Source organism: Streptomyces sp. NPDC047981, assembly GCF_040653315.1.
Lineage (GTDB): Bacteria > Actinomycetota > Actinomycetes > Streptomycetales > Streptomycetaceae > Streptomyces.
Genome location: NZ_JBEZNQ010000128.1, coordinates 1 through 12,849, shown reverse-complemented (window position 1 = coordinate 12,849; position 12,849 = coordinate 1). Strand labels below are relative to the sequence as shown.

Here is a 12,849-nt window from a genome sequence, read left to right as displayed (position 1 = left end):
GCTCGACCGCGTCCGGCACGGCCGCCGAGAGCAGCGGCGCCAGCGGGGACCAGGCGCGCGCGGCGCGGCGCAGCGCGAGCAGCGCGTCCATCCGGGCGCGGGGCCCGAAGGCCGCGGCCGCGGGGCCGGAGCCGGCCCAGACCTCCGCCGCGTCCGCGACCAGCGCCGGGTCGGCGACGCCGTGCATCTGGAGGACCGCGCGGAAGGCCGGGGCCCGCTGCTCGCTCAGCCCGGGCAGCTCGAGACGCAGGGAGAGTCGCACGCCCGCGTCGTGGCCGGCGGCCACGTCGGCCGCCCAGCCCCGCTGCGCGGGCAGTTCCTGGGGCTCGTCGGCCGCGAAGGCGGGCCCGCCCGCGGCCAGCGGGGCCGCCGACGTACGTGGCAGCCCGTCCACGACCGCGTCCACGAAGGCACGCAGGAGCGCCTCGGGCTGGGGGAGCCGCAGCGGCCCGTCACCGGGGAGCGGTACGGCATGGGCGGCCGGCGGCATCGACGCGGCGAGGGACCGGAGGTCGGCCAGCTCGTCGGCGCCCAGCGGTCCCGCCCGCCACGCGTCGCGGTCGGTGGCGGTGAGGCCGGGCAGCAGCAGCCCCTGCGCCGCGAGGTGCAGGGCGAGGAGGGACGCGGCGCCCCAGAACGCCGCCGCGGGCGAGGCCTCGTCGGAGAACCGGGCGCGGGTGAGGAGCGGCAGGGCGTCCCGTACGGGTACGAGTACGGCCGGAACCGTACGGGGGCGCACGTCGTCGCCCACCACGGTCAGCCGCTCGGCCGAGGCCGGTGGATCCTCGGGGGACCAGAAGGCGATGCGGCCCGCGCGCGGCGGGTCGGCGGGCAGGAAGACGGCGGAACAGTGGACGAGTTCATCGAGTCTCAGGGACGGCGACAACACATTCCTCAAATTTGACTACTGGGCCGAGCGGCCGAGGGTACAGGAAGGTCCCGCCCGGGCGGGAACGGAAACGCGGTGACCTGGCTCACGTTCCGAGTGCCGGTCCCAGGGGGTGCGGCCAGCCCTACCTTCGGCCCCCGGGAAGCCCCCCGGGATCTCGGGGGGTGACGCCATGGTCGCGGAGGATCACCGGTCCGTACGTTCGAGGGAGCCCGGGCGGCACGTGCCCGGGCCTCCGCCCACGGACCCCGGAGCCCGTCATGTCCCAGGCCACCGCAACGCTCCCACCCCCTCGTACCGCGACCGCCGGCCGCGGCAGCGAGTTCGGGCCACTGCTGCGCACCATCAAGGAACAGGGGCTCCTGGAACGGAGGAGCGGCTGGTACGCGCGCGGCATGGCGGTCAACTTCCTGGGGCTCGCCGCCGTGGTCGCGGGACTGGTCCTGCTCGGACCCTCCTGGTGGGCCCTCCTCCTCGCCGTACCCCTCGCCCTGCTCTCCGCCCGCGTGGCCTTCGTCGGTCATGACGCGGGCCACGCGCAGATCAGCGCGGACCGGCGCCGGAACCGGATCATCCAGCTCGTCCACGCCAACCTGCTGCTGGGGATGAGCCAGGAGTGGTGGAACGACAAGCACAACCGCCACCACGCCAACCCCAACCACCTGGACAAGGACCCGGACGTCGCAGCCGACGTCCTCGTCTTCGCACAGGCCCAGACCGCCGAACGCACCGGATTCCGCCGCTGGCTCACCCGCCACCAGGCCTGGCTCTTCTTCCCCCTGACCACCCTTGAGGGCATCGCCCTCAAGGTGTACGGGTTCCAGGCGCTGTTCTCCCGGGGCGGGCCCTTCCGCGCCCGGCGCGAGCGCCTCGTCGAAGGCGCCCTCCTCCTCGCCCACGTCGTCGGCTACGCGACCCTCCTGCTCCTCACGCTCACGCCCGCCCAGGCCCTCGTCTTCGCCCTGATCCACCAGATGCTCCTCGGGCTCCACCTCGGGATGGCCTTCGCGCCGAACCACAAGGGCATGGAGATGCCCGACGCCCACCCCGACGGCGACAGCTGGGGCCACCTGCGCCGCCAGGTGCTCACCTCGCGCAACATCAGGGGCGGGTTCCTGACCGACTGGTTCCTCGGCGGGCTCAACTACCAGATCGAGCACCACCTCTTCCCGAGCATGCCGCGCCCGCACCTGCGACTCGCCCAGCCTGCCGTGCGTGCGCACTGTCGTACGGTGGGTATCCCCTACACAGAGACCGGTTTCGTCGAGTCCTACCGACAGGCGCTCGGACATCTGCACGAGGTCGGCGAGCCGCTGCGCTCGGCAGCGTGAGAAGGAGGCGTCGCACATGTCGACACGGACGAAGGTCGTCATCGGGGGAGTGGCCGTGGGCCTCCTCCTGATGCCCCTCATCGGGTTCTGGCTGTCCCTGCTGGTGGTGCTCGGCGTACCCGCCGTGGCCTACCTCGCCCTCGACCCCGGTCAGCGGCGCCGGCTCCGCCGGATCTCCCGCAAGGAACTCCACCGCTGACCCGGGCCGCGATCCCAGGAGCACGACTGGCGTAGGCTCCTGGATGATCATCCGCACGCGGTCACCCGCGTGCGGTCGGCCGCATGTCCGCGCGCGTGCGGTCATCGCATCGGAGGAGGGGGCTCCATCTCATGAGCGACGCCGGCGTCACGACGGTCAGCAGCAACGGTGTCTACGCGTTCACCAAGCCGAACCGCGACAGCATCACGCTGCTCGCGGGCCTCGGCGTCGAGGGGGACGTGCACGCCGGAGTGACGGTCAAACACCGCTCCCGCGTGGCCCAGGACCCGACCGCGCCGAACCTGCGCCAGGTCCACCTGATCCACGCCGAACTCTTCGACGAGGTCGCCCGGGCCGGGTTCGACGTCGTCCCCGGCGCCCTCGGCGAGAACATCACCACCCGGGGCATCGATCTCCTCGCGCTCCCGACCGGGACGCGGCTGCACCTCGGTGCCGAGGCCGTCGTCGAGGTCACCGGCCTGCGCAACCCCTGCGCCCAGATCGACACCTACCGGCACGGTCTGCTCAAGCAGGTACTCGGCCGCGACGAGGACGGACGGCTCGTCCGCAAGGCCGGGATCATGAGCGTCGTGCTGACGGGCGGTGAAGTCCGTCCCGGCGACCCGATCAGGGTCGAACTGCCCGCGGAGCCGCACCGCCCCCTGGAAAGGGTCTGATCGGGGCAAGTCGCCGCTCGGCGGGCGCGGGGTGTCAGGAGGGGCGTACGGCCATCGCGTCGAGGGCCTCCAGGAGCGCGGGCAGCTTGCTGCCCCTGGCCACCGGGAGGACCTCGCGCGGCTCGTCGTCCAGGAGGACGAAGGCCATGTCGTCGGTCCGGGCCACCAGCGACCAGCCGGGCCCGTCGGCCCGGAGCATCCGCGCCTCGCCGGTGGCGAAGGCGGACCGGACCCGGCCCACCGGCGGTGCCTCCTCGAGATAGCCGCGCAGCTCGGCGAGCGCGCGCCGCACGCCGTCGTAGGGGTCGCGTACGGAAGCGGTCCCCTCGGCGCCGTCCGCGGGGGGCGCCGAATCGCCGTTCCCGCCCTCGCCCTCACCGTCGCCCCCACCCGGCTCCTCGGGCGAGGCGTCCTCGTCCATCTGCGCCCGCCAGTCCGCCCACTGCAGCGCGACCTCGTCGGCGCCGAGCCGCCGCTGGGCGGGGCCCCAGCCCTCGCCGTCCGGCGGTGACAGCGGAGCGCGGTCGCCCTCCTCGCGGTCCGGGTCGTGCGGGGCCGGAAGGCCGGGCGCGGCCGTGGCCACGTCCAGCGGCCAGCCGGGGAGCGCCGCCACGACCGTGCGCTCGTCGGGGGAGAGGTCGTACTCCATGCCGCAGTCCCAGGAGGCGATGGCCACGGCGACCAGCGACACGTCGTCGATGACGACCGTCCAGCGGGCGCCCGCGCCGTCCTGTCCGAGGACGAGGCCGTACCCCTCGGCGTACGGTTCGAGGCCGAGCGCCGTGCACGCGGCCGGGTAGTCGTCGCCGAGCACGCTCGGGAACTGCGCGGGCGTCAGCAGCACGGCGGTCAGCACATACAGCGCGTCGTCGTCGGCGGTAGCCACGGCAGCCTCCCCATCTGGTCGTCGGCGCACCTTAACCAGTGGGTAACCCGCGCGTCGAGAGTCTTCGGAAGGAAAGTGACCAGGCCCGTTCCGCGCGGGGTCAGGCGGGTGGCAGCCCGAGCAGGTGCCGGGCCACGGTCTCCGGCGACTCGTCCCGCTCGCGGGCGAGCGCGATCACCGCCCGGCAGGCGAGTTCGTTGATGCCGAAGGTCAGGGCCTCGGGCGACACCCAGGTGACGGCGTCGTCGATCCGGTCCTGGTCGTCCTCCACGCATCCCGTGACGTAGGTCGCCGCGGCCTCGAAGATGTTGTGCTGCCGGCGCGGCTCGACGCGCTCGCGCCGTTCGCCGGAGGCGCGGCGCGTGGAGGGGAGGAGAGAGTTCAGAATCGTTCGCACACGGGCCATGGCCTGCCGCCTCTCCCGGACATGGCTGCCCGGCACCTCCACCGTAGACAGTGTGGTGCCGGGACAGAAGGGCGCGGAGACGGTCGGCGTGGCCAGGTCCGCCTCACACGCGGTTCATGCCCCGGTCACCGCGGGCTCACACTCCGCTCACACGAGGCTCACGTTCGCGTACGCACGGCTCAGGCCCCGCTCACGGCGGACGACCCGCGCGCCCCCTCCGGGTCCTGGCGCACGGCGACCACCAGATAACGGTCGTCCTCGTCCACGTAACTGACCATGCGCCAGTCCGAACCGGACAGAAGCGGGCGGATGTTGTGCTCGGCGCGCAGATCGTCCTCGGTGAGCAGGCGGCCATGTCGGGCGGCGAGCGCGGCCCGGCCGACCGGGTGGAAGAGGGCGAGCCGTCCGCCGGGTCGCACGACCCGGGCGAGTTCGCGCAGGTTCGGGCCCGGATCCGCCAGGTGGGAGACGAGCCCCGCCCCGAACACCGCGTCGAGCGCGCCGGTGCGCAGCGGCAGTCGGGCGACATCCGTCAGGAGCAGGGCGCCGGACTCGTCGCGCCCGGCGCGTACCGCCGCGGCGAGCATCTCGGGGGTCAGATCCGCGCCGAGCACCGTCCCCTTCGGGCCGACGGCCGCGCGCAGCGGGGGCAGTGCCCGGCCGGTCCCGCACCCGGCGTCCAGTACGGCGTCGCCGGGGCGCAGCCCGAGTTCGGCGACGGCGGCGGCGTACGCGGGGGTGTCGTCGGGGAAGCGGGCGTCCCAGCCGGCGGCGCGAGGGCCGAAGAACTCCTGGACATGGGTGGGGTCATCGCTCATGCGTGCATGATGCCTCAGTCCCTGGGGTGAACGTCCTGTGTCCACGTTCGAGCGCGGCACGATCGTTCTGGAACATCTCTGCGTCATATTCCATCAGCTTTCGAAATGCGCCCCTGATGCGCCCCCTTGTCCGGACTAGCGTCCCTGAGTCATGGGACACCTGGACCACGCCGCCTTCGGCTGGCTGACACCTGTGCTGTCGTACGCGATGGCCTGCATAGGCGCCGCCCTCGGGCTCCGCTGCACCGTACGAGCGCTCGACGCGACCGGCCGCTCGCGCCGCAACTGGCTCCTCACCGCCGCGTCCGCCATCGGCACCGGCATCTGGACGATGCACTTCGTCGCGATGCTCGGCTTCGGCGTCACCGGAACGGACATCCGCTACAACGTTCCGCTGACCATCCTCAGCCTGGTCATCGCCATGGCCGTCGTCGGAGTCGGCGTCTTCGCCGTCGGCTACGGCCGCGAGCGCGGCCGCTCCCTGTTGATCGGCGGTCTGACGACCGGCATCGGGGTGGCGAGCATGCACTACATGGGCATGGCCGCCCTGCGCCTGCACGGCAAGGTGACGTACGACCCGGTGCTCGTCGCGCTCTCGGTCGCCATCGCCGTCGTCGCCGCGACGGCCGCGCTGTGGGCCGCGCTCAACATCCACGCGCCCGCCGCCGTGGCGCTCGCCTCCCTGGTCATGGGCGTGGCGGTCAGCAGCATGCACTACACCGGCATGTTCGCAGTCGAGGTGGTGGTGGAGCCCTCCTCGGCGCGGCTTCCCGGCGCCACCGCGATGCAGTTCATCTTCCCGCTGGCCGTGGGCCTCGGTTCCTACCTGTTCATCACCTCGGCCTTCGTGGCGCTCTCCCCGACCGCCAAGGAACGTGCCGCGTACGCCTCCGCCGAGCTGCTCGCCGAGCCGGACGAGCGGGCGGTCGACGTGGCGCCGCCCGGTTTCCGCGCGGCGGGCCGGGTTCCGGCCGCCGGCCGCCCGCAGACGGCTGCCTCGGGGACCTCGTACGCCCCGTCCGCGGGCGCCACGCCCTCGTACGCCTATCCGGCGGGGCCCGTGGACGCCGGTCCGCCCGGTCCGTAGAGCCCCGGTCGGAGCCCCGGTCCGCGCGAAACGTTCCTCCCCCCCGCAGGACCGTCGCGGCACCGCTCCGCCGGACCACGGCGCCGGCAGCGCCCGCCCCGCCCACCCCGCACGCGACGTACACACACCGCACCACGACAGACGCAGCCGGAACGAGGAGGCCATGCGAACTCCCCGCAACACCCAGGACGCCGGGACCCCGGCGCCGCAGCAGGCGGCGCGGGGACGGCGCGCGCACGCGGGGCCGCCCGCCGACGAACCGTCCGAGCGCGCCCCCGAAGCCCCGCCCGGGGCCACCGACCCCCTCGGCCCGAGCCACCGGACCGCGACGCCGCTCGGCACTCCGTCGACCGCTCCCCGGCGCCGTGGACTGCGCCCCCGTACGGTCCGCGCGAAGATCGTCTCGCTGCTGATGGTTCCCGTGGTCTCGCTCCTCGCCCTGTGGGGGTTCGCCACGGTCACCACCGCCCAGGACATCGCCCGACTGCGCCAACTCCAGCGGGTCGACGCCGAGATCCGCGAACCCGTCGCCGCCGCGATCACCGCGCTGCAGGCCGAGCGCAGGGCCGCGGTCCGCCAGGTCACCTCGCCCGGCACCGGGCGCGCCACGGAACTCAAGGACCAGGCGCGGCGCACCGACGCGGCCGTGGCCCGGCTCCGCCTCGACGACCGGCACACCGTCGGCACCACGGGCGACCTCCCCCGCGAGGTCGCCGACCGGGTCGGCCGCTTCGTCGGCGACGTCGAAGGGCTGGCCGCGCTGCGCACCGAGGCCGCGGCCGGCAAGGTCGCGTGGAACGCCGTGTACACCCGGTACACGGACACGATCACCGCCGCCTTCGCCGTCGGCGGCGCCCTGGCCGGCATCCAGGACGCCGAAGTCGGTGCCCACGCGCGCGTGCTCCTCGAGTTCGGCCGGGTCGGCGAGATGCTCGCCCGCGAGGACGCCCTGCTCGGCTCCGCGTACCTCGGGGGCGAGCTGAGCGCGGAGAGGCAGCGGCTGTTCACCGGCGCCGTCGAGACCCGGCGCACCCTCACCGAGTCCGCCACCGCCGACCTGCGCGGCCCCGAGCGGGCCGCCTGGGAGAAGCTCGCCGACGAGCGGGGATACCGCCAGCTCACCACCGCCGAGGACCGGATCGTCGCCGTCGCCGCGGGCCGCAAGGCACTCCAGGCCGTGCCCGCCTCCACCTGGGACGACGCGATGGCCGTCGTACGCGGCGGCCTGGCGACCATCGAGACCGACGCCCGGCGCGCCGCCGCCGACCGCGCGGCCCCCTTCGGCGGTGGCGTCCTCACCGCGGGCGGCGCCGCCGTCCTGCTCGGCCTCGCCGCCGTCGCCGCCTCCCTCGTGATCTCCGTACGCATCGGGCGCGGCCTGGTCATCGAGCTGATCAGCCTGCGCAACACGGCCCTCGGCATCGCCCGGCGCAAACTGCCGTCCGCCATGGCGCGGCTGCGGGCGGGCGAGGAGATCGACGTCCAGGCCGAGGCGCCGCCCGGGCCGGCCCCCCAGGACGAGATCGGCCAGGTCGGCGAGGCGCTCTCCACCGTCCACCGCGCCGCGCTCTCCGCCGCCGTGGAACGCGCCGAACTCGCCAGCGGCATCTCCGGCGTCTTCGTCAACCTCGCCCGGCGCAGCCAGGTCCTGGTCCACCGTCAGCTCAACCTGCTCGACAGCATGGAACGCCGGGCGGACGACCCCTCCGAACTCGGCGACCTCTTCCGGCTCGACCACCTGACCACCCGTATGCGGCGCCACGCGGAGAGCCTGATCATCCTGTCCGGCGCGGCACCCGGACGCGCCTGGCGGATGCCCGTTCCGCTGACCAACGTCGTACGCGCCGCCGTCTCCGAGATCGAGGACTACGCGCGCGTGGAGATGCGACAGCTCCCCGAGACGTCCGTCGTCGGCGGCGCCGTCGCCGACCTCACCCACCTGCTGGCCGAACTCATCGAGAACGCGGCCCAGTTCTCCCCGCCCCACACCAAGGTGCGGATCAGCGGCGAACCCGTCGGCAACGGCTACGCCCTGGAGATCGAGGACCGCGGCCTCGGCATGGGCAAGGAAACCCTCGCCGAGGCCAACACGAGGATCGCGCAGTCCGAGGCCCTCGACCTCTTCGACAGCGACCGGCTCGGCCTGTTCGTCGTGAGTCGGCTCTCCTCCCGGCACGACATCAAGGTCCACCTGCGCACCTCGCCCTACGGCGGCACGACGGCCGTCGTGCTGCTGCCCATCGACGTGCTGCAGGGCGCGCTCCCGCCCGGGAAGGGCACACCGAACGGCCGGACCTCCGAACCGTCCTTCGGGGACGGACCGTACGGGCACACGGTCCACCGGGAACGCCCGGGCGGCGCGGACGCCGGCTTCCCGCGCCACCAGCACCCCCAGCAGTCCGTCACCGCCGGCTCCGTGCGCGCCCAGTCCCTGCCCCCGTCCCACCCCCAGTCCCCGACGACGCCCCCGTCCCCACCACAGTCCCTGCCCCGCCCGCCCCGCATCCCCGCGCTCGCGGGGCAGCCGGACGCGCCGGACCAGGGGGTGCCCGAACAGCCCCCGGCCGGGGTGACCAGCCTCCGCGGGCGCGGCCGCCCCTCCTCGCAGGGCCAGCAGGGCCCGCGCACGCCGCAGCCCCCACAGGCTCAGCCGACGCCCCGGACCCCGCCCGTCCCGGCCCAGCCGGGCGCTCCCGCCGACGACTCCGGCGACCTGCCCCGCCGGATCCGTCAGGCCAGCCTCGTACCGCAGTTGCGCGAGGCTCCGCCGGCCGACCTCCCGCCCACGCCGACCGTGCAGGGCGCGGGCGAACGCACCCCCGAGCAGGTCAGGGACCGGATGACCGCCTACCGCGACGGCTGGACGCGGGGCGGCGGCACGGCCCCCGGCAGCAGACGCCCCCTCGGAACCGGCTCCGGCCACCAGCACGGCAACGCCCCCGACCACGGACGCGACTTCGGCCCCGACCAGGGCCGCGCCCCCGGCAGTGAAGGAGACCACGCATGATCGACCACGAGAGGATGTCCCACCACCGCTCCGGTGAACTGGACTGGCTCCTCGACGACCTCGTCGTGAGGGTCCGCGAAGTCCGGCACACGGTCGTCCTGTCCAACGACGGCCTCGCCGTCGGCTCCTCCAGCGGACTCAGCCGTGAGGACGCCGAGCACCTGGCCGCCATCGCCTCCGGCTTCAACAGCCTCGCCAAGGGCGCGGGCCGCCACTTCCACACCGGCGGGGTGCGCCAGACGATGGTCGAGATGGACGACGGGTTCCTGTTCGTCGCCGCCGCGGGGGACGGCTCCTGCCTCGCCGTCCTCAGCTCGGCCAGCGCCGACATCGGACTCATCGCCTACGAGATGGCCCGACTGGTCAAGCGGGTCGGTGAGCATCTGCACACCCCGCCGCGGCTCACCGCGACCCCGCCGGCCGCCGGCTGACCGGAGACACCCCATGAACGTGGACAGCACCGGCGACGGCCAGCCCGTGCCGGGCAGTCAGTGGTACGACGCGGACGCCGGTCCGCTCGTCCGGCCGTACGCCATGACCGGTGGCCGTACGAAGCCGGGCCCCAGCAACGTACGGTTCGACCTCATCGCGCTCGTCGTCGTCGACGACGACCCGCCCGGCCGGGCCGAGGAGTCGCTCCTCGGCCCGGAACACCGGGCCCTGCTCACCCTGTGCCGGGCGGAGACACAGTCGGTGGCCGAACTGGCCGCCGACGCCGATCTGCCCATCGGAGTCGTCCGGGTCCTCCTCGGCGACCTCCTCGAAGCGGGCTTCGTCAAGGTCAGCCGACCCGTGCCGCCCGCGCAGCTGCCCGACGAACGGATCCTGAGGGAAGTCATCGATGGCCTACGAGCGCTCTGAGAGCACGGGTGCGGGCGGTGGCGTGGACTCCACGGCCCTCGCGCTGAAGATCCTGGTCGCCGGCGGATTCGGCGTCGGCAAGACCACCCTGGTCGGCGCGGTCAGCGAGATCCGGCCGCTGCGCACGGAGGAACAGCTCAGCCGGGCGGGGGAGTCGGTCGACGACACGGGGGGCGTCGACCAGAAGACGACCACGACGGTCGCCATGGACTTCGGCCGGATCACCATCCGGTCCGGGCTCTCCCTGTACCTCTTCGGCACGCCCGGGCAGGACCGGTTCTGGTTCCTCTGGGACGAGCTGTCCCAGGGGGCGCTCGGAGCCGTCGTCCTCGCCGACACACGACGTCTGGAGGACTGCTTCCCCGCGGTCGACTACTTCGAGCACCGAAAGATCCCGTTCGTCGTCGCCGTCAACTGCTTCGCGGGCGCGCGGAACTACGGTGCGCACGAGGTCTCCAGGGCGCTGGATCTGGACCGGGGCACGCCGGTGGTGCTCTGCGACGCGCGGGACCGGGACTCGGGCAAGGAAGTGCTGATCCGGCTGGTCGAGTACGCGGGCCGGATGCACGCGGCACGGCTGCTGGACTCGGTCGGGTGAGAAGGCCCCGCCGCGCGGCGGTCCGACGGGACGGGGCCTGTGCGGGACGGTGCCGGTGCGGGTGGGCGGAGCCGGGAGCCCGCCGCGCCCGGCTCCGGAGCGTGGGCTCAGTCGGCGACGCCGTTCTCGGCGGTCACCCTCTCCACCCGTACACGGACGACGAGTTCCCCCGGAACGCCGTTGCGCGCGCCGAACTCCTCGGCGCGGTCCTCGCCCATGTACCGGCCGCCGATGCGGGCGGCCCAGCGGCGCAGCTCCGCGGGGTCCTCGCTGATCTCGGCGCGGCCCCGGAGCGAGACGTACGCGAACGGCGGCCGGTCGTCGTCGACGCACAGCGCCACGCGCGCGTCGCGGGCCAGGTTGCGGCCCTTCACGGTCGCCTTGCCGGTGTTGAAGACGATGTCGTCGCCGTCGAGCACGAACCAGATCGGGACCACGTGCGGACTGCCGTCGTCGCGGACGGTGGCCAGCTTGGCGGTACGGGTGCCCTCGGACACGAAGGCCCGCCACTGTTCCTCGGTCATCTTTGCCATGCCCCCATGCTCCGCCACCGGCGGTGTTCCGGGCACTCGTCAGCGCTCCGTCGTGCCCCGGAGGACACCGGGCGGCCGGGGGTGCTTGCCCTGTCCACGACAGTGCGTAAGGCTTGCTCGCGACACGCGGACCGCGGGGACTTCGGGTCGACGGGGACGCCACACACAGGGGGAAGGACCGACGCATGGCGCTGGACACGGAACTGGACTGGCTCCTGGACGACTTGACCCGCCGGGTCGAGTACATACGGCACGCGCTGGTGCTGTCCAACGACGGCTTGGTCACGGGCGCGAGCAGCGGACTGGCCCGCGAGGACGCCGAGCACCTCGCCGCCGTCTCCTCCGGGCTGCACAGCCTCGCGCGCGGCTCGGGCCGGCACTTCCAGGCCGGGCGCGCCCGGCAGACGATGGTCGAGTTCGACGAGGCCCTGCTCTTCGTCACGGCGGCGGGCGAGGGCAGTTGCCTGTGCGTCCTGAGCGGCGCGGAGGCGGATGTCGGCCAGGTCGCGTACGAGATGACGCTGCTGGTCAACCGAGTCGGAGAGCACCTCGGCGTGGCGGCGCGTCAGCCGGGCGGGATCGATCTCTGAGTTTTCCACAGGGCGAGCGGGGTCGAGCCACCCCGCGCTACGGTCGTCACCGAGAGTAGTCATCGCACTCACGGGGGAGACCGTCATGGCAGGAGAAGTGGACACCCGCACGCTGGCGCAGACGCGAGCCGCGCAGGAACTGGAACTGAGGCGCGACGAGTTCCAGCTCGCCGTCCAGTTGGGCCTGGTGCGGACCGTGCCGGGCGCCGCACCGGGCGCGCCCCGGGCCCCGGGCACCGCGGCGGGGGTCGCCGGAGCGCGGGGCGGGCGGCGCAGGGTCGCGCAGGCCGAGGTGGACCGGCTCAAAGCCGCACCGGACTTCCCGTCCGGGCTGCGGGAGCGGGTCCGGACGGTCGGTACGGCCGAGGCGGCGGCACTGCTGTCCGTACCGCCCGAGCGTTTCACCCGGCTGGCCAGGACGGGGCACCTGAGCCCGGTGCGGTTTTACCTCAACCGCTACCGCGCGGTGGTCTGGCTCTATCTCGCCGCCGAAGTGGGCGAGTTCGCCCTCACCCAGCCGGCCCTGCTGGCCGGCAGGCTGCCGGTCGAGATCAGGGAGCGCGTCGACGGGGGAGAGGACTGCCGCCCGCGCAACTGGCGAGCCCGGCGTCTGGGGCTGCTCCTCAGGGCGACCGAGGACCCCTGGATCAGGGCGGCGGCCATCGCTTCGCTCCTCGACCCGGCCCAGCTGGCGGAGGTCGTCGACGATCCGTACGAACGCACCCATCTCCACCGGCTGCGCCCGGAACCCCCCTCGGCGCTGCCGGAGTCCGCTGCCTCCCGCGAGATCGCGGAGCGGCTGACGGTGGCCGACGACCCGGACGAGATCCTCTGGCACCGCATGAGCCTCGCCATCGCCTTGGAGGAGGCGCGCACCGACCGCCCGGCCCCGCGCCCGGAAGGCGCTGCCGGAACGGCCGCCGACCCTCTGGCGGCAGGATCGCCGCCGTCGGTCGACGGCCACGGC

The 12,849-nt window shown here is 73.9% G+C and carries 14 protein-coding genes and 1 pseudogene; 10 read left to right on the top strand and 5 right to left on the bottom strand.

The annotated features are described in order from the left end of the window. Nucleotides 1-886, bottom strand: a pseudogene (locus AB0E14_RS37560) (ATP-dependent helicase); the annotation flags it as partial. Nucleotides 887-1,149: 263 nt separating this feature from the next. On the opposite strand from AB0E14_RS37560, the gene AB0E14_RS37555 reads away from it, so the two are divergent. From AB0E14_RS37555 to AB0E14_RS37545, 3 genes are all read left to right on the top strand, one after another. After that, nucleotides 1,150-2,220, top strand: a complete 1,071-nt coding sequence (locus tag AB0E14_RS37555) for an acyl-CoA desaturase (RefSeq protein WP_362429305.1) — start codon at nt 1,150-1,152, stop codon at nt 2,218-2,220. 16 nt (nt 2,221-2,236) lie between these two features. Then, nucleotides 2,237-2,419, top strand: coding sequence for a hypothetical protein (locus tag AB0E14_RS37550; protein WP_362429302.1), 183 nt, complete (start codon nt 2,237-2,239; stop codon nt 2,417-2,419). A gap of 131 nt (nt 2,420-2,550) precedes the next feature. Continuing rightward, nucleotides 2,551-3,096, top strand: a complete 546-nt coding sequence (locus tag AB0E14_RS37545) for an MOSC domain-containing protein (RefSeq protein ID WP_362429299.1) — start codon at nt 2,551-2,553, stop codon at nt 3,094-3,096. Nucleotides 3,097-3,130: 34 nt separating this feature from the next. On the opposite strand, the gene AB0E14_RS37540 is transcribed toward AB0E14_RS37545, so the two are convergent. From AB0E14_RS37540 to AB0E14_RS37530, 3 genes are all read right to left on the bottom strand, one after another. Then, nucleotides 3,131-3,982: a hypothetical protein gene (locus AB0E14_RS37540; protein ID WP_362429296.1), complete on the bottom strand. Its 852-nt coding sequence runs from the start codon at nt 3,980-3,982 to the stop codon at nt 3,131-3,133. 100 nt (nt 3,983-4,082) lie between these two features. Next, nucleotides 4,083-4,388, bottom strand: coding sequence for a hypothetical protein (locus AB0E14_RS37535; RefSeq protein ID WP_362429293.1), 306 nt, complete (start codon nt 4,386-4,388; stop codon nt 4,083-4,085). Between the two features lie 179 nt (nt 4,389-4,567). Further along, nucleotides 4,568-5,206, bottom strand: a complete 639-nt coding sequence (locus AB0E14_RS37530) for a methyltransferase domain-containing protein (protein ID WP_362429290.1) — start codon at nt 5,204-5,206, stop codon at nt 4,568-4,570. Between the two features lie 151 nt (nt 5,207-5,357). Between AB0E14_RS37530 and AB0E14_RS37525 the strand changes: the two genes are divergently transcribed. The 5 genes from AB0E14_RS37525 to AB0E14_RS37505 all read left to right on the top strand — a co-directional run bounded on the left by AB0E14_RS37525 (nt 5,358) and on the right by AB0E14_RS37505 (nt 10,759). Next, nucleotides 5,358-6,293, top strand: coding sequence for an MHYT domain-containing protein (locus tag AB0E14_RS37525; protein WP_362429287.1), 936 nt, complete (start codon nt 5,358-5,360; stop codon nt 6,291-6,293). 163 nt (nt 6,294-6,456) lie between these two features. Then, nucleotides 6,457-9,300, top strand: coding sequence for a sensor histidine kinase (locus tag AB0E14_RS37520; protein WP_362429284.1), 2,844 nt, complete (start codon nt 6,457-6,459; stop codon nt 9,298-9,300). Beyond that, complete coding sequence (locus AB0E14_RS37515) at nt 9,297-9,731, top strand: roadblock/LC7 domain-containing protein (protein ID WP_362429281.1); 435 nt, start codon at nt 9,297-9,299, stop codon at nt 9,729-9,731. Before AB0E14_RS37520 ends, AB0E14_RS37515 begins: the two co-directional genes overlap by 4 nt. Nucleotides 9,732-9,744: 13 nt before the next feature. After that, the gene (locus AB0E14_RS37510; RefSeq protein ID WP_362429278.1) at nt 9,745-10,161 is read left to right on the top strand and encodes a DUF742 domain-containing protein; all 417 of its coding nucleotides are present in this window, start codon (nt 9,745-9,747) and stop codon (nt 10,159-10,161) included. Next, nucleotides 10,142-10,759, top strand: a complete 618-nt coding sequence (locus AB0E14_RS37505) for an ATP/GTP-binding protein (protein WP_362429275.1) — start codon at nt 10,142-10,144, stop codon at nt 10,757-10,759. The genes AB0E14_RS37510 and AB0E14_RS37505 overlap by 20 nt, the downstream gene beginning before the upstream one ends. 107 nt (nt 10,760-10,866) lie before the next feature. Here AB0E14_RS37505 and AB0E14_RS37500 read toward each other — a convergent pair whose 3' ends face one another. Next, nucleotides 10,867-11,292, bottom strand: a complete 426-nt coding sequence (locus AB0E14_RS37500; RefSeq protein ID WP_362429272.1) for a PPOX class F420-dependent oxidoreductase — start codon at nt 11,290-11,292, stop codon at nt 10,867-10,869. 185 nt (nt 11,293-11,477) lie between these two features. Between AB0E14_RS37500 and AB0E14_RS37495 the strand changes: the two genes are divergently transcribed. Next, complete coding sequence (locus AB0E14_RS37495; protein ID WP_362429269.1) at nt 11,478-11,882, top strand: roadblock/LC7 domain-containing protein; 405 nt, start codon at nt 11,478-11,480, stop codon at nt 11,880-11,882. 85 nt (nt 11,883-11,967) lie between these two features. Then, a partial coding sequence (locus AB0E14_RS37490) for a DUF6397 family protein (RefSeq protein ID WP_362429266.1) occupies nt 11,968-12,849 on the top strand: 882 nt, incomplete at its 3' end.

What these genes read in the sequence shown, in the direction of transcription:
- AB0E14_RS37555 (WP_362429305.1), top strand. Translation starts at nt 1,150, where the DNA reads ATGTCCCAGGCCACCGCAACGCTCCCACCCCCTCGTACCGCGACCGCC.
- AB0E14_RS37550 (WP_362429302.1), top strand. Translation starts at nt 2,237, where the DNA reads ATGTCGACACGGACGAAGGTCGTCATCGGGGGAGTGGCCGTGGGCCTC.
- AB0E14_RS37545 (WP_362429299.1), top strand. Translation starts at nt 2,551, where the DNA reads ATGAGCGACGCCGGCGTCACGACGGTCAGCAGCAACGGTGTCTACGCG.
- AB0E14_RS37535 (WP_362429293.1), bottom strand. Translation starts at nt 4,388, where the DNA reads ATGGCCCGTGTGCGAACGATTCTGAACTCTCTCCTCCCCTCCACGCGC.
- AB0E14_RS37530 (WP_362429290.1), bottom strand. Translation starts at nt 5,206, where the DNA reads ATGAGCGATGACCCCACCCATGTCCAGGAGTTCTTCGGCCCTCGCGCC.
- AB0E14_RS37525 (WP_362429287.1), top strand. Translation starts at nt 5,358, where the DNA reads ATGGGACACCTGGACCACGCCGCCTTCGGCTGGCTGACACCTGTGCTG.
- AB0E14_RS37520 (WP_362429284.1), top strand. Translation starts at nt 6,457, where the DNA reads ATGCGAACTCCCCGCAACACCCAGGACGCCGGGACCCCGGCGCCGCAG.
- AB0E14_RS37515 (WP_362429281.1), top strand. Translation starts at nt 9,297, where the DNA reads ATGATCGACCACGAGAGGATGTCCCACCACCGCTCCGGTGAACTGGAC.
- AB0E14_RS37510 (WP_362429278.1), top strand. Translation starts at nt 9,745, where the DNA reads ATGAACGTGGACAGCACCGGCGACGGCCAGCCCGTGCCGGGCAGTCAG.
- AB0E14_RS37505 (WP_362429275.1), top strand. Translation starts at nt 10,142, where the DNA reads ATGGCCTACGAGCGCTCTGAGAGCACGGGTGCGGGCGGTGGCGTGGAC.
- AB0E14_RS37500 (WP_362429272.1), bottom strand. Translation starts at nt 11,292, where the DNA reads ATGGCAAAGATGACCGAGGAACAGTGGCGGGCCTTCGTGTCCGAGGGC.
- AB0E14_RS37495 (WP_362429269.1), top strand. Translation starts at nt 11,478, where the DNA reads ATGGCGCTGGACACGGAACTGGACTGGCTCCTGGACGACTTGACCCGC.